18 protein-coding genes and 1 tRNA gene are annotated in these 14,578 nt (G+C 70.7%); 8 read left to right on the top strand and 11 right to left on the bottom strand.

What is annotated here, in order from left to right; translation table 11 throughout:
- Positions 1-21: 21 nt before the first annotated feature.
- The 10 genes from JTN19_RS09140 to hisB form a co-directional block, all read right to left on the bottom strand.
- Entirely contained in the window at positions 22-396 is a 375-nt protein-coding gene (locus JTN19_RS09140) for a histidine triad nucleotide-binding protein (RefSeq protein WP_206931633.1), read from the bottom strand.
- Positions 397-409: 13 nt separating this feature from the next.
- Complete coding sequence (locus tag JTN19_RS09135) at positions 410-1,360, bottom strand: DUF2332 family protein (RefSeq protein WP_206931632.1); 951 nt, start codon at positions 1,358-1,360, stop codon at positions 410-412.
- Entirely contained in the window at positions 1,357-1,890 is a 534-nt protein-coding gene (locus JTN19_RS09130) for a phosphoribosyl-ATP diphosphatase (RefSeq protein WP_206931631.1), read from the bottom strand. The genes JTN19_RS09135 and JTN19_RS09130 overlap by 4 nt, the downstream gene beginning before the upstream one ends.
- A complete protein-coding gene (gene hisF / locus JTN19_RS09125; protein ID WP_206931630.1) occupies positions 1,890-2,660 on the bottom strand; it encodes an imidazole glycerol phosphate synthase subunit HisF in 771 nt (256 codons plus the stop codon). Before hisF ends, JTN19_RS09130 begins: the two co-directional genes overlap by 1 nt.
- A gap of 104 nt (positions 2,661-2,764) precedes the next feature.
- Positions 2,765-3,202 carry a GNAT family N-acetyltransferase gene (locus JTN19_RS09120; RefSeq protein WP_206931628.1) on the bottom strand — a complete coding sequence of 146 codons (438 nt, stop codon included), beginning with the start codon at positions 3,200-3,202 and terminating at the stop codon, positions 2,765-2,767.
- Positions 3,199-3,936 (bottom strand): 1-(5-phosphoribosyl)-5-[(5-phosphoribosylamino)methylideneamino]imidazole-4-carboxamide isomerase, encoded by a 738-nt coding sequence (gene hisA, locus JTN19_RS09115; protein WP_206931626.1) that lies wholly within the window; start codon positions 3,934-3,936, stop codon positions 3,199-3,201. Before hisA ends, JTN19_RS09120 begins: the two co-directional genes overlap by 4 nt.
- Entirely contained in the window at positions 3,933-4,505 is a 573-nt protein-coding gene (locus JTN19_RS09110) for a GNAT family N-acetyltransferase (protein ID WP_242531010.1), read from the bottom strand. The genes hisA and JTN19_RS09110 overlap by 4 nt, the downstream gene beginning before the upstream one ends.
- Positions 4,502-5,149 carry an imidazole glycerol phosphate synthase subunit HisH gene (hisH, locus tag JTN19_RS09105; protein WP_206931624.1) on the bottom strand — a complete coding sequence of 216 codons (648 nt, stop codon included), beginning with the start codon at positions 5,147-5,149 and terminating at the stop codon, positions 4,502-4,504. Before hisH ends, JTN19_RS09110 begins: the two co-directional genes overlap by 4 nt.
- Positions 5,146-5,553: a DUF2628 domain-containing protein gene (locus JTN19_RS09100; RefSeq protein ID WP_206931622.1), complete on the bottom strand. Its 408-nt coding sequence runs from the start codon at positions 5,551-5,553 to the stop codon at positions 5,146-5,148. The genes hisH and JTN19_RS09100 overlap by 4 nt, the downstream gene beginning before the upstream one ends.
- Positions 5,553-6,164 (bottom strand): imidazoleglycerol-phosphate dehydratase HisB, encoded by a 612-nt coding sequence (gene hisB / locus JTN19_RS09095; RefSeq protein ID WP_206931620.1) that lies wholly within the window; start codon positions 6,162-6,164, stop codon positions 5,553-5,555. The genes JTN19_RS09100 and hisB overlap by 1 nt, the downstream gene beginning before the upstream one ends.
- 74 nt (positions 6,165-6,238) lie before the next feature.
- Between hisB and JTN19_RS09090 the strand changes: the two genes are divergently transcribed.
- The 5 genes from JTN19_RS09090 to JTN19_RS09070 all read left to right on the top strand — a co-directional run bounded on the left by JTN19_RS09090 (position 6,239) and on the right by JTN19_RS09070 (position 10,109).
- The gene (locus JTN19_RS09090; protein ID WP_206931618.1) at positions 6,239-7,195 is read left to right on the top strand and encodes a GDP-mannose 4,6-dehydratase; all 957 of its coding nucleotides are present in this window, start codon (positions 6,239-6,241) and stop codon (positions 7,193-7,195) included.
- A 36-nt stretch (positions 7,196-7,231) separates the two neighbouring features.
- Positions 7,232-7,687: a protoporphyrinogen oxidase HemJ gene (gene hemJ / locus JTN19_RS09085; RefSeq protein ID WP_206931616.1), complete on the top strand. Its 456-nt coding sequence runs from the start codon at positions 7,232-7,234 to the stop codon at positions 7,685-7,687.
- Between the two features lie 162 nt (positions 7,688-7,849).
- Positions 7,850-9,130: a transcription termination factor Rho gene (gene rho, locus JTN19_RS09080; RefSeq protein ID WP_206931614.1), complete on the top strand. Its 1,281-nt coding sequence runs from the start codon at positions 7,850-7,852 to the stop codon at positions 9,128-9,130.
- Between the two features lie 402 nt (positions 9,131-9,532).
- Entirely contained in the window at positions 9,533-9,784 is a 252-nt protein-coding gene (locus JTN19_RS09075) for a hypothetical protein (protein WP_206931604.1), read from the top strand.
- Positions 9,785-9,839: 55 nt separating this feature from the next.
- Complete coding sequence (locus JTN19_RS09070) at positions 9,840-10,109, top strand: YMGG-like glycine zipper-containing protein (protein WP_206931602.1); 270 nt, start codon at positions 9,840-9,842, stop codon at positions 10,107-10,109.
- A 93-nt stretch (positions 10,110-10,202) separates the two neighbouring features.
- Here the strand turns inward: JTN19_RS09070 and acnA are convergent, their stop codons facing one another.
- On the bottom strand, positions 10,203-12,896 hold the full coding sequence (gene acnA / locus JTN19_RS09065; RefSeq protein ID WP_206931600.1) for an aconitate hydratase AcnA: 2,694 nt from the start codon (positions 12,894-12,896) through the stop codon (positions 10,203-10,205).
- On the opposite strand from acnA, the gene ccmA reads away from it, so the two are divergent.
- The 3 genes from ccmA to JTN19_RS09050 all read left to right on the top strand — a co-directional run bounded on the left by ccmA (position 12,889) and on the right by JTN19_RS09050 (position 14,363).
- Entirely contained in the window at positions 12,889-13,560 is a 672-nt protein-coding gene (ccmA, locus tag JTN19_RS09060; RefSeq protein ID WP_456315795.1) for a heme ABC exporter ATP-binding protein CcmA, read from the top strand. The genes acnA and ccmA overlap by 8 nt on opposite strands.
- Positions 13,557-14,207, top strand: a complete 651-nt coding sequence (ccmB, locus tag JTN19_RS09055) for a heme exporter protein CcmB (protein WP_206931598.1) — start codon at positions 13,557-13,559, stop codon at positions 14,205-14,207. Before ccmA ends, ccmB begins: the two co-directional genes overlap by 4 nt.
- Positions 14,208-14,272: 65 nt before the next feature.
- Positions 14,273-14,363: transfer RNA gene (locus JTN19_RS09050), tRNA-Ser, on the top strand.
- Positions 14,364-14,578 lie beyond the last annotated feature (215 nt).

Raw genomic sequence — 14,578 nt, 5'->3', positions numbered from 1 at the left:
AGCATAGACCGGGCCGGGGTGTCAGCCCAGCATCCGCCCGAGCGGCTTGCCGGCGAAGAGATGCACATGGAAATGCGGCACCTCCTGCCCCGCGTCATGGCCGACATTGGCCAGCAGGCGGTAGCCGGGCTGCTCCAGGCCGAGGTCCTTCGCCACCTTCGCCACGGCGCGCCAGAAGCCCGCGATCTCGGCCTCGGGGGCGGTCGCGTGGAAGTCGGCGGCGCTGACATAGGCGCCCTTCGGGATCACCAGCACATGCAGCGGCGCCTGGGGGGCGATGTCGTGGAAGGCGAGGGCGAATTCGTCCTCGTGCACGCGCTTGCTGGGCAGTTCGCCGCGCAGGATGCGGGCGAAGACGTTCTGCGGGTCATAGGGCGGCAGGCCGGAGACGGGCATGGCGGGCTCTCCTTCAGGACGGGTCGGGGATGGCCTCCATGGCAGCCCCGTGCGGGTCGGTCCAGGCCCGGGGCGCGCCATTCACCGTCAGCAGGAAGCGCCCGGCGGCGGGCGGGGGGCCGGGCGGGGCGAGGCCGGGCAGCACGCCCGGCGCCTCATTGGCGATCCAGACGTCGCAGAGGTCGCGCACATCGCGCATGAAGGCGGCGCGGTCGGCGGGGTCCGGCAGATAGGCCAGCACGGCGGTGTGGAAGATGACGCGGGTGGTGCCGGCGGGCGCCTCGGCGGCCAGCGCCGCCAGGTCCCGCCGCAGGTCGCCCGCCACCAGGCGGGGCGGGTCCGCGGCCGCCAGCGCCAGGGCGGTGTCCAGCCTTTCGGCCCGGCCCCGCTGCTCCGGCCAGACCAGCGTTCGCAGCCAGGCGGCATCCTCGGGCGAGGCGGGGTCGAGCGGGTTCAGGTCAAGCCCCGCGCGCCAGGCGATGCGCGGCAGCGCCACGGGCGGCGCCATGCCCTGCAGCGCGCAGGGCAGCACGGGCGGCCCCGCGCCCAGCCTGGCCCCGCCATAGTCGTAGCCATAGCGGTCCGGCAGCAGGCAGAGCCCGGCCGAGGCGCCCACCTCGATCAGCGAGAGCGGCTGCGGCAGCGCGGCCAGGAAGGGCAGCAGCACGGCGCAGCGCCCCGGTTCATTGGTCTGGGTGGTGCGGGCCAGCATCGCGGCCCGCTGCGGGGCGGGTGCCGCCAGCAGCGCGGCGCGAAAGGCATCCCATCCCGCCGGCACGCCATGCAGGTGCCGGAAGGCGGCGAAGAGCAGGTTCGGTTGGCGCCGCGGCTCCGGCAGGGTGTCGAGGAAGGCCAGGATGTCCGCATCCCCGGCCACGCCCAGCGCCAGCGCCTCATAGAGCGGCGAGCGCCCGGCCGCCTCGCCCACGGCGAAGCGGCGGTAGCGCGCCGCCGTGCCGCTCACGGCAGCTTCGTGGTCTGCGCGATGGCCAGCAGCGCCTTGGGCCGGGGGCGGGAGGCCTTTTCGACGATGCCTGAGATGCCCTCGCGCCGGCGCAGCTCGGACCACACCTCGTCGGGGCGGATGCCAGCATCCACCAGCAGCAGCATGAGGTGGTAGAGCAGATCCGCGCTCTCGCTCACGATGGCGGAGTTGTTATGGGCCACGGCCTCGATGACCAGCTCCACCGCCTCCTCGCCCAGCTTCTGCGCCACCTTGGGCGTGCCGCGCGCCAGCAGCCGGGCGGAGTGGGACAGCGTGCTGTCGCCCGAGACGCGGCGGCTCTCGATGGTGGCCCAGAGCCGGTCCAGCACCCGCGCATCGCCATCTTCGGGCGGGGTGTAGGTGACCAGATGCGCGCGCTCGGCCGCCAGCACGGCCTTGGACAGGCGGGTCTTCTTGGCCGGCACGTCCTTGGGCAGGGGCAGCTTCGCCTTGGGCTTCGTCTTTGCCTTCACCTTGGGCGCGGCCTTGGGCTTCACGGACTTCGCCATCACGCCATCTCCCGCAGGCGGCGCACGGGCCAGCCCGCGGCCTCCAGCGCATCCTTCGCTTCGCTGATCTTATAGACGCCATCATGGAAGACGCTGGCGGCCAGCAGGCCGGTGGCCCCCGCCGCCGCACCTTCCGCGAAATGGCTTAAGGAACCCACACCGCCCGAGGCCACCACCGGCACCCGCACCCGCGACGTGACCTGGCGCAGCAATTCCACGTCGAAGCCCTGCTTGGTGCCGTCGCGGTCCATGGAGGTCAAAAGAATTTCACCCGCGCCGAGTTGCGCCATGCGCTCGGCCCAGGAAACGGCGTCAATGCCCGTCTCGCGCCGGCCGCCATGGGTGAAGACCTCCCAGCGGCCGTCCGCCACGCGCTTCGCATCCACCGCGACCACGATGCACTGGCTGCCGAAGGCCTCGGCGGCGCGGCGCACCAGCTCGGGCTCGGCCACGGCGGCGGAGTTGATGCTGGCCTTGTCCGCGCCGGCCAGCAGCAGGCGGCGGATATCCTCCACGCTGCGGACGCCCCCGCCCACGGTGAGGGGAATGAACACCTCGGCCGCCGTGCGCAAGACCACGTCCAGCATGGTGTCGCGGTTCTCATGCGTGGCGCCGATGTCGAGGAAGGTGACCTCGTCCGCCCCCTGCGCGTCATAGGCGCGGGCCTGCTCGACGGGATCACCCGCGTCGCGCAGCGAGACGAAGTTCACGCCCTTCACGACGCGGCCTTCCTTGACGTCCAGGCAGGGGATGATGCGCAGCGCGAGCACGATGGATGAATGTCCCGGTCATCCAGGGCGCCGGATCACCCTGGGGCGAGGTGAATGTTTTCTTTTCGGCCCCCGGTCAAGCGATGGTTTCGAAAGCGCCGTGTTCAGGCCCGCCTGGCCTCGAAATAGGTCTTGCCGCCGCGCGCGAAGCCTGCCGCCTCGTAGAAATGCAGGGTTTCCTCGCGCCGGGAGCCGGTGGCCAGCATCACCTTGTAGCTGCCCGCGGCCCAGGCGATGTCCAGCGCATGGCGCAGCACCGCCCGCCCCAGCCCCTGGCGACGATGCGCCGGGTGGGTGACGACGTTCTCGATCACGCCGAAGGGCCGTGCGCCGCGCGTCAGGTTGGGAATGAGCGAGAGGACGCAGCCCGCCACCAGCGCTCCCCCGGCCTCCGCCACCACGGGGTGCATCAGGGGTGAGGCCAGCAGCGCCGTCCAGGCGGCGGAGGCGGCCTCCGCCGGGGGCGGCGCCTCATCGGGATGGAGGTGGCGATAGAGCGCCAGCAGGGAAGCGAGGTCATCCGGCCCCGCGCGGCGGATCACGCCGCCGCCAGCTCGAGCGCCGGCCCCGCCTCGATCCGCCCCTCATAGAGCGAACGACCCAGGATGGCGCCCGCGATGCCATCCTCTTCCGCGGCCTTCAGCGCCCGCACATCCTCGATGGAGGCCACGCCGCCCGAGGCGATGACGGGCGTCTCCAGCGCCCGCGCCAGCGCCCGCGTGGCGTCGAGGTTCACGCCGGACAGCATGCCGTCCCGGTCAATGTCCGTGTAGATGATGGCCGCCGCCCCGGCATCCTCCAGGTGCAGCGCCAGGTCGCGCGCGGAGAGGGTGCTGGTCTCGGCCCAGCCCTCGGTCGCCACCATGCCGCCGCGCGCATCGATGCCCACGGCGACGCGCCCCGGGAAGGCGCGGCAGGCCTCGCGCACCAAAGCGGGGTTCTTCACGGCGACCGAGCCCAGGATCACGCGCGTGACGCCGCCCGCCAGCCAAGCCTCGATGGTGGGCATGTTGCGGATGCCGCCGCCCAGCTGCAGGGGCATGCCGGGGGCGGCGGCCAGGATGCGCGCCACCGCCTCGGCATTGGCGGGCTTGCCCGCGAAGGCGCCGTCGAGGTCCACCACATGCAGCCAGCGGAAGCCCTGGTCCATGAAGGCGCGGGCCTGCACGCCGGGGTCGGCGGCATAGACGGTGGCCTCGTTCATGTCGCCGCGCTTGAGGCGCACCACCTCGCCGCCCTTGAGGTCAATGGCCGGGTAGAGGGTGAAGCTGCTCATGCGATATGTCCCAGCGCGGCCGCGGTGCTGCGCCCGCCCGGCACTTCGAGGATGCGGTAGTAGTAATAGCCCGGAATGGTCTGCCCATGGGCCCGCGCATAGGCCGGATGTGTGCCCCAGCGCGTGTAGCCCAGCCCCTCGAACAGCGCGATGGCGCTTTCCTGGGTGGCCCGGACATCGAGGTTGATGACGCGCAAACCGAGCGTCGCCGCCCGCTGCTCCACCCGCCGCACCAGCATCCGCGCCAGGCCGAAGCCGCGCGCATAGGGGGCGATGAAGGCGTGGGCCAGCTGCGCGGTGAAGGCCTGCGCCTCGTTGTGCCGCGGCGGGCGGATGAGCTGGGCGCTGCCCACCACCTCGCCATCCAGCCGGGCGACGAAGAATTCCCGGTCTGGGATGAGCAGGATGCCACCGAAATGGCGTTCCAGGGAGGACCGGCTCTGCGCCTCCAGCCAGCCGAAGCCGCCGCCATCCACGATGGCCGCGTTGGTGGCGTCGCAGAGGTCCGCCATGTCGTGCGGCTCCAGCACCTCCACCCGCTCGACGCTCATCTCGCGCACGGCACTCATGGCGACCAGTTCAGGAAGTTGGACAGCATCCGCAGCCCCACCGGGCCGCTCTTCTCCACGTGGAACTGCGTGCCGACGATGTTGTCGCGGCCGAGGATGGCCGGCACCGGCCCGCCATAATCGGTGGTGGCGAGAAGCTGCGCCGGCTCGGCACCCTGCCAGGCGTAGGAATGCACGAAATAGGCGCGGTCGCCGGGCTCGATGCCCTCCAGGAAGGGATGGATGCCGGGCGTGAAGTCCAGCCCGTTCCAGCCCATCTGCGGCAGGGGCAGCGGGGCGCCATCGGGGGCGCGCGGGTCCATCGCCGCCACCTCGCCCGGCAGCCAGGCCAGGCCGGGGGTGGTGCCATGCTCCAGCCCGCGCTCGGCCAGCAATTGCAGGCCGACACAGACGCCCAGGAAGGGCGTGCCGCGCCGCAGCACATGTTCGTAGAGCGCGCTGACCATGCCCTCCAGCGCGTCCAGCCCCGCGCGGCAGGCGGCGAAGGCGCCCTGGCCGGGCAGCACGATGGCATCGGCCCCGCGCAGCGCCGCGGCCTCCTGCACCAGCACCACCTGCATGGGGGCATCGGCCGCGCGTTCGAGCGCCCGCCGCACCGAGGCGAGGTTGCCCGAGCCCGGGTCTATCAGCGCCACGGTCTTCATGCGGCCTCCCCGGCGAAGAGCCGCGCGAGGCGCGGTTCGGCGTGGAGCAGGCGGAAGGTCGCGCCCTCCTCATCCCGTCCCGCCACCACATGCACGAGCTTCCAGCCGCGCCGCGCCAGCGTCCAGCGCCGCGCATCCTGCCCGTGCAGGCACAGCGCCATGTGTAGCGCCGCCACCACGGCGATGTCCCAGGGCGCGGGCAGCAGCGAGGCGCCCAGCACCACGGCGAGCGAGGCCAGCCCCAGCGCCCAGCAGCCATGCCGCAGCAGCCAGAGGGGGCCGAAGATCAAGGCCCAGAAGGACCAGCCCTCGCGCAGCAGCAAGGGTGCCTTGCCCGGCTTGGCGGTGCTGGGGACGGAGCCGGCGGCGGCCCCAGGCGGAAGATGAACGGTCCAGACGCGCATCACCCCTCCAGCGAGCCCTTGGTGGAAGGGATGGCGGCGGGCGCGCGCGGATCCGTCTCGACGGCCATGCGAAGGGCGCGGGCGAAGGCCTTGAAGCAGGCCTCCGCCACATGGTGCGCGTTGGTGCCGGCCTTCTGGGTGATGTGGACCGTCAGGCCCGCATTCATCACCAGGGCGCGGAAGAATTCCTCGAAGAGTTCCGTGTCCATCGCGCCCACCTTGTCGCGCGCGAAGGTGACGCTCCAGGCGAGGAATGGCCGGCCCGAGATATCAATGGCGCATTCGGCCAGCGCCTCGTCCATCGGCACCAGGGCATGGCCGAAGCGGCGGATGCCGCGCTTGTCACCCAGCGCCTGCCGGATGGCCTGGCCCAGGACGATGCCGCAATCCTCGGTGGTGTGGTGGAAATCAATGTGCAGGTCGCCATCGGCCTGCAGCGTCAGGTCCAGCAGGCCATGGCGCGCCAACGCCACCAGCATGTGGTCCAGGAAGCCCACGCCGGTGGTGATCTCGGCCTGCCCCTGCCCGTCCAGCACCAGACTGGCGCGGATGTCGGTCTCGGAGGTGCGGCGGGCGATCTCGGCGCGGCGCGGGGCGGAGGTGGCGTCCATGGGCGCCCGTGTAATCCCGCCGGCCCCGGAAGGCCAGCGGTGCATGGCGCCTGGAATCCTGCTATCCACCAGGGATGAAGCGCATCCTCGTCACGGGGGCCTCCGGTTTCGTGGGCCGCCACCTGCTGCCCGTGCTGCGGGCCTGCTTTCCGGCGGCCCGGCTGCTGGGGGCGCGGCATGGCGCGGCCCTCTCCGGCTGGGACGAGGCGGTGGACCTGCCCCTCGAGGACTCGGCCGCGCTGCGGTCGGCGCTGACCGCCCTGCGGCCGGAGGGGCTGGTGCATCTGGCGGCCCTCTCCTCCGTGGGAGGTTCCTTCCAGGACCCGCTGGCGGTGTGGGAGGTCAATCTCGGCCACACGCTGCGGCTGGCCGAGGCGGTGCGCGTGGCCCTGCCGGAATGCCGCTGCGTCTTCGCGTCCACGGCCGAGGTCTATGGCCTCTCCTTCCAGGGCGGATTGCCGCTGGACGAGGACGCGCCGATGCGCCCGGCCAACCCCTATGCCGCATCCAAGGCGGCCGCGGACCTGGCGGTGGGAGAGGCCGCGCTGCGGGGCCTGCGTGCCTTGCGCCTGCGTCCCTTCAACCACAGCGGGCCGGGCCAGGCGCCGGCCTTCGTCCTGCCCGCCTTCGCCCGCCAGGTGGCGCGCATCGAGGCCGGCTTGCAGCCCCCCGTCATGGAGGTGGGCGCCCTGGACCGCTGGCGGGACATGCTGGACGTGCGCGACGTCTGCCGCGCCTATGCCCTGGCGCTGGACCGGTTCGACGCCCTGCCGAACGGGGCGGCCTTCAACCTCGCCACCGGCCACCCCCAGCGCATCGCGGATTTGCTGGAGGCGCTGCGGGCGCGGGCCACGCGCCCCATCGAGATCCGCACCAGCCCCGGCCTGCTGCGCCCCACCGACGTGCCCAGCGCCAGCGGCAACCCCCGCGCGGCGCGGGACCTGCTGGGCTGGGCGCCGGAATTCGCCATCGAGCAGACGCTGGAATCCGTCCTGGCGGATTGGCGCGCGCGGGCGCCGCAGGAGGCGTAGCTTGTCGCTGCCGCGCCTTCCCGTTCATATGCGCGCATGACCATAGACGCGCTGGCGCCCGGTTATCTCTGGGTGAAATCCCTGCACCTGATGGCCGTGATGGCCTGGATGGCGGGGCTGTTCTACCTGCCGCGCCTCTACGTCTATCACTCCGAGATCGAGCCCGGCGCGGGGCGGGAGCATGAGCGCTTCAAGAAGATGGAACGCCTGCTGCTGCGCGCCATCATGAACCCCGCCATGATCGCGACCTGGCTGTTCGGCGTCATCCTGGTGCTGACGCCCGGCGCCGTCTCCTGGACCGAGGGCTGGTGGCACCTGAAGCTGGCCTCGGTGCTGGCGATGACCTGGTTCCACATGTACCTGGCCAAGCACCGCAAGGCCTTCGAGCGCGACGAGCGCCTGTTCCCCCAGCGCCACTGGCGCATCATGAACGAGGTGCCGACCGTGCTGATGATCGTCATCGTCCTCATGGTGATCGTGAAGCCGTTTTGATCGGCCTTGTTGACGGGCGGCGCGGCCGCCCCTAACTGTCAAGTCACCGGCGCGCCCGCGAGGCCCCCGGCCCTTCCTCCGCGCAGATGTCTCCCCCGCCGGCCCGGCCGGACCCCGCCCCCGAGAGGCGTCGCGCCAACACCCGCGGAACACGTCCCCGCCATGCATCTTTCCGAACTCAAGGCCAAGACGCCGCCCGAACTCCTCGCCTTCGCTGAGGAAGTCCAGGTCGAGAACGCCTCCTCCCTGCGCAAGCAGGACATGATGTTCGCCATCCTCAAGACCCTGGCGGACAATGACCAGGCGATCTACGGCGAGGGCACGCTGGAAATCCTGCCCGACGGCTTCGGATACCTGCGCAGCCCGCAGGCCAACTTCCTGCCTGGCCCGGATGACATCTACGTCTCCCCCGCCCAGGTGCGCCGCTTCGGCCTGCGCACGGGCGATACGGTGGAAGGCCAGATCCGGGCCCCCAAGGATGGCGAACGCTATTTCGCCATGCTGAAGATCAATTCGGTGAATTTCGAACCGCCCGAGGCGCTGCGCCACCGGATCAACTTCGACAACCTCACCCCCCTCTACCCCACCCGGCGCCTGCAAATGGAAAACGCCGAGATGGAGGCGGACCCCAAGAACAAGGGCCCGATGAAGGACATGACGCACCGCGTCATTGACCTCATCTCGCCCATCGGCATGGGCCAGCGCGCCCTGATCGTCGCCCCGCCGCGCACCGGCAAGACGATGATGCTGCAGACCATCGCCAAGTCCATCACGGCCAACAACCCCGAGGTCTTCCTCATGGTGCTGCTCATTGACGAGCGGCCGGAGGAAGTGACCGACATGGCCCGCACCGTGCGCGGCGAGGTGGTGGCCAGCACCTTCGACGAACCGGCCACCCGCCACGTGCAGGTGACGGAAATGGTGCTGGAGAAGGCCAAGCGCCTGGTCGAGCACAAGCGCGACGTGGTCATCCTGCTGGATTCGATCACCCGCCTGGGCCGCGCCTACAACAGCGTCGTGCCCTCCTCGGGCAAGGTGCTGACGGGCGGCGTGGACGCCAACGCGCTGCAACGCCCCAAGCGCTTCTTTGGTGCCGCGCGCAACATCGAGGAAGGCGGTTCGCTGACCATCATCGCCACCGCGCTGATCGACACCGGCAGCCGTATGGACGAGGTGATCTTCGAGGAGTTCAAGGGCACCGGTAACAGCGAAATCGTGCTGGACCGCAAGCTCTCCGACAAGCGCGTCTTCCCCGCCATCGACATCACCAAGTCCGGCACCCGCAAGGAAGAGCTGCTGGTGGACCGCGGCACGCTGGCCAAGATGTGGGTGCTGCGCCGTATCCTGAACCCCATGGGCACGCAGGACGCGATGGAGTTCCTGCAGGACAAGCTGAAGTACAGCAAGACCAACCAGGACTTCTTCGACGCGATGAATACCTGATTTTTGCCCTCAGGCGCCGGGCGCGGCCTCCGGCCGCTTGGCTTTCGCCGCGCGGCTGTGCTGCTTGCCAGGCGGTTACGCGGGCGGCGCCGGCCGCTGTGCGGCCGGATGCTCGGATGTTTCGCCCTCACACGCCGGGCGCGCGCGTCACGCCGGAGGCGTGCCTGCCGCACGGCGCGCATGGCTTTCGCCGCGCGGCTGTGGCGCCTGTCGCGCGGTTGCATGGGCGGCGCCCGCCGCGTCGCGACCGCATTCGCCCTCAAGCGCCAGGCTTGCCTCTTCCCCGCAACCAACCCAACCCCAGATGGTTGAATGCTGGCGGCAAAGTGACGACCGCCCCCATTTTCCCGCCGCCTTCCTGGTGCAACCAGAGCGGGAAGACGTTGAACAAGGAGTGACGCCATGACCCGTCAATTCACCCTGGCCGCCGCCCTGGTGGCCGCCCTGGCCACCGCCGGGTGCACCAACCCCTACAGCGAAGGCCAGCGCGCCGCAGGTGGCGGCCTGATCGGCGCCGGCGCCGGCGCCCTGCTGGGCGGCATGGCCGGCGGCGGCAGCGGTGCCGCCATCGGCGCCATCACGGGCGGTGCGGTCGGCGCCGCCACGGGCGTCATCACCACGCCGCAGCGCCCGCGCCGCGGCTACTACCGGTGAATCAACGGCGCGTTCGTGGTAGGCTGCCTCGGTCACACCAGAGGAGCCGCCACGAATGCGCCGCCTTGCCCTGCCCCTTGCCCTCGCCGCCGCGCTCGCCGCGGGCGGCTGCACCAATCCCAATGATCCCGGGCAGCGCGCCGCGGGCGGCGGCCTGATCGGGGCTGGCGCCGGCGCACTGCTGGGCGGGATGATCGGCGGTGGCCGCGGCGCCGCCATCGGCGCCATCACCGGGGGCGCGGTGGGCGTGGCCACGGGCGTGGTCACCACGCCCCAGGCCCCGCCCCCTCCCTATTACGGCCGCCCGGAGCCCGAGCTGAAATAGTCGGCCGCCGGCTCCGCCCCCGCACCGGGGTGGGCCAACATGCCGGGCCGCCAGGTCCGGGGGCGGGGTGCCGCCCCCGGGCCTGTCATGGCGTCAGGCCGCCATGCCGCGCAGCACGTAGTGGAGGATGCCGCCATTGCGGTAGTATTCCACCTCATCGGCCGTATCCACGCGGCACTGCACCTCGGTCTTCACCTGGCTGCCGTCGGCGCGGGTAATGATGATGGGCATCATCATCCGGGGCTTGAGTTCCTCGACGCCCAGGATGTCCACCGTCTCGTCGCCGGTCAGGCCCAGGGTCTGGCGGTTCTCGCCTTCCTTGAACACCAGCGGCAGCACGCCCATGCCCACCAGGTTCGAGCGATGGATGCGCTCGAAGCTCTCGGCGATCACGGCCTTCACGCCCAGCAGGAAGGTGCCCTTGGCCGCCCAGTCGCGCGAGGAACCCGTGCCGTATTCCTTGCCGCCGAACACCACCAGCGGCACGCCCTCATTCTTGTAGCGCATGGCGACGTCATAGATCGGCGCCGTCTCGCCCGAGGGGTAGTGCTTGGAGATGCCGCCCTCGATGCCCGGCACCATCTCGTTCTTGATGCGGATATTGGCGAAGGTGCCCCGCATCATGACCTGGTGGTTGCCGCGGCGGGCGCCGTAGCTGTTGAAATCCGCCTGACGGACCTGATGCTCCATCAGGTACTCGCCGGCCGGGCTCACCTTGCGGATGTTGCCGGCGGGCGAGATGTGGTCCGTCGTGATGCTGTCGCCCAGCAGGCCCAGGATGCGCGCGCCCTTCACGGAGGCGAGCGGCTTCACCTCCATGGTCATGCCCTCGAAATAGGGCGGGTTCTGCACATAGGTGGAGCCGGAGTTCCAGCGGTAGGTGTCGCTGCCCGCATCCACCTTGATGGCGCGCCACTGGGTCGTGCCGTTGAACACGTCCTTGTAGCGGTCCATGAACATCTGCCGCGTCAGCACGGAGTGGACGATGCCCTCGACCTCCTCCTGGCTCGGCCAGATGTCGGCCAGCATCACGGGCTTGCCGTCGCTGCCGGTGCCGATCGGCTCCTTCGTCAGGTCGAGCTTCACGCTGCCGGCCAGCGAATAGGCCACCACCAGCGGGGGCGAGGCCAGGTAGTTCGCGCGGACATTGGCGTGGACCCGGCCCTCGAAGTTGCGGTTGCCCGAGAGCACGCCGGCCACGACCAGCTTGTTGCCCTCGATGGCGTCCACCATCGCGTCCGGCAGCGGGCCGGAGTTGCCGATGCAGGTGGTGCAGCCATAGCCGACCGTCTGGAAGCCCATGGCGTCCAGATCCTCGGTCAGGCCGGAGGCGTTCAGGTAGTCCGTCACCACCTGGGAGCCCGGCGCCAGCGAGGTCTTCACCCAGGCCTTCGGCCGCAGCCCCTTCGCCCGCGCCTTGCGCGCGACGAGGCCCGCCGCCACCAGCACATAGGGGTTGGAGGTGTTGGTGCAGGAAGTGATGGCCGCGATCACGACATCGCCATGGCCGAGGTCGAAATTGGACCCCTCCACCGGCACGCGCTTGTTCGCCTCATCCCCCGGCACGCCCATATTGCCGGCGGCCAGATCCTTGGCGAAGGAGGACGCCACTGAACCCAGGGCCACGCGGTCCTGCGGGCGCTTCGGGCCGGCGAGCGAGGGCTCGACCGTGCCGAGATCCAGCTCCAGCGTGTCGGTGAAGACCGGGTCGGGCGAGGTCTCGTCGCGCCACATGCCCTGGGCCTTGCAGTATTCGCGCACCAGGTTCACGCGGTGCTCGTCGCGGCCGGAGAGCTTCAGGTAGCCCAGCGTGATCTCGTCCACCGGGAAGAAGCCGCAGGTGGCGCCGTATTCCGGGGCCATGTTGGCGATGGTCGCGCGGTCGGCCAGCGGCATGTTGCCAAGGCCGGGGCCGAAGAACTCGACGAACTTGCCGACCACGCCCTTCTTGCGGAGCATCTGCGTGACGGTCAGCACCATGTCGGTGGCGGTGACGCCTTCCTTCAGCTTGCCGGTCAGCTTGAAGCCGATCACGTCTGGGATCAGCATGGCGATGGGCTGGCCGAGCATGGCGGCCTCGGCCTCGATGCCGCCCACGCCCCAGCCCAGCACGCCCAACCCGTTGATCATGGTGGTGTGGCTGTCGGTGCCGTAGCAGCTGTCGGGGTAGACATAGGTGTCGCCCGCATCGGTCGCGGTCCAGACCACCTGGCCCAGGTATTCCAGGTTCACCTGGTGGCAGATGCCCGCGCCCGGCGGCACCACGCGGAAATTGTTGAACGCCTCCTGGCCCCAGCGCAGGAACTCGTAGCGTTCGCCATTGCGCTCGAACTCGATGTCCACGTTCTTCTGCAGGGCATTGGCCGTGCCGGAGACGTCCACCATGACCGAGTGGTCAATGACGAGGTCCACGGGAACCAGCGGGTTCACCTTGCGCGGATCGCCGCCCAGCTTGGCCAGCGCGTCGCGCATCGCGGCGAGGTCCACCACCGCGGGCACGCCCGTGAAGTCCTGCAGCAGGATGCGGGCGGGGCGGAAGGGCACTTCCTTGGTGGAGCTGCCGCCATTGGCCAGCCAGCCGGCGAGGGACTTCGCGTCCTCCACCGTGTAGGAGCGGCCATTCTCGAAGCGCAGGATGTTCTCCAGCAGCACCTTCAGAGAATAGGGCAGGCGCGCGATGTCGCCGATCTTGGCCGCCGCTTCCGGCAGGCTGAAATACTTGTAGGTCTTGCCATCCACCCGGAGTTCGCGTCCGGTCTGGAGGCTGTCATGCCCGATCATGCGCATTGGCCAGCTTCCCCAACAACTCTTGCGCCGCGCGTTTAAGCATGGCCTTCTGCGCGGGTCCATGGAGGCGGCCCTGTTCACCGCGCAAGATTTGGCCTGCTGGCGCGCGGAACGCCTCGTTTTCGCGGAAATCTCCTTCACGCTGGCGCCTGGCGAGGCGCTTTTGCTGACCGGTGCCAACGGCGCGGGCAAATCCACCCTGCTGCGCGTGCTGGCGGGCCTGCTGCCCGCGGCCGAGGGCAAGCTGCTGTGGAACAACGAGGACGCCCTGGCCGACCGCGTCACCCATGGCGCCCGGCTGCGCTACCTGGGCCACCAGGACGCGCTGAAGCCGGCACTGAGCGCGGCCGAGAACCTGGCCTTCTACGCACGACTGCATGGCGGGGACGTGCCCGCCGCGCTGGCGGCGCTGGATTTGCTGCCGCTGGCCGACCTGCCGGCGCGGGTCTTGTCCTCCGGCCAGAAGCGGCGGCTCGCCTTGGCGCGGCTGGCGCTGGCGCCCTGCGGGCTGTGGCTGCTCGATGAGCCGACGGTGGGGCTGGATACGGATTCCGTGGCGCGGCTGGGGCCGCTGCTGGCGGCGCACCGGGCGCGGGGGGGCATGGTGATCGCGGCCACCCACCTGCCCCTGCCCCTGCCGGATGCGCGGGAGCTGCGGCTGTGAGGGCTCTCGTCGGCCGCGAATTGCGCCTGGCCTTGCGGCACCCGGCCGACACGCTTTCGGCCGTGCTGTTCTTCGTGCTGGTGGCCGCGCTTTTCCCGTTTGGCGTGGGGCCCTCGCCCGAATTGCTGGCGCGGCTGGCGCCGGGGGCCTTGCTGGCCTCGGCCCTGCTGGCGGCGCTGCTGCCCCTGGACCGGCTCTTCGGGGCGGAGGCGGAGGATGGCTCGCTGGACCAGCTCCTGCTCTCCGGCCTGCACCCGGCCGCCATCGCGGCAGCCAAGGCGCTGGGGCATTGGTGCACCACCGGCATTCCCCTGGTGCTGGCGACGCCCGTGGCGGCCGCCTTCCTCAACCTGCCCATCGAGGCCTGGGGGGTGGCGATGCTGTCCCTGGGTCTCGCCTCGGCCATCCTGTCGGTCTTCGGCGCGGCGGGGGCGGCGCTGACGCTGGGCGCGCGGCGGGGCGGGGTGCTGCTGCCGCTGCTGGTGCTTCCCTTGGCCATCCCCGCCGTGATCTTCGGCGCGGCCGCCATCGAGGCGGCGGCGAGCGGGCTGGAGGCCAGGCCCTACCTGCTGCTGGAGGCCGCGATCCTGGCGCTGGCGGCCCCGCTGGCGCCCCTGGCGGCGGGGGCGGCGCTGCGCGGGGATTGAGCGGAGCCCTTGAGCGAGGCCTTCTTGCGAAGGGGGCGCGCCGCGCGTATGGAGGGCGCCCAGCGGGACAGGTGGCCGAGCGGTCGAAGGCGCGCGCCTGGAAAGTGCGTATAGGTCAAAAGCCTATCGTGGGTTCGAATCCCACCCTGTCCGCCAGTTTCCTTGGGCGTCCCGCTCTCCGGTTGGCCGGGCACGGCTCTGAGTGGCAGGTTTCCTGGGGTTTGCGGGGCAGACCTGTTGACCGGCCTGGGGCGGCGACGGCAGGAAATCGCTCTCCGGAGGCCATTTCTCTCCCCACCTCCTGACTTGGCCGATTTAGTACGGACCTCAAGAACCCCGGTAAGAGGCCGTTTTCAGCGCGGCCGACACTT

Source organism: Roseococcus thiosulfatophilus (assembly GCF_017311575.1).
Lineage (GTDB): Bacteria > Pseudomonadota > Alphaproteobacteria > Acetobacterales > Acetobacteraceae > Roseococcus > Roseococcus thiosulfatophilus.
The sequence above is the reverse complement of the archived record's forward strand: the minus strand, read 5'-3'. Positions and strand labels throughout refer to the sequence as shown.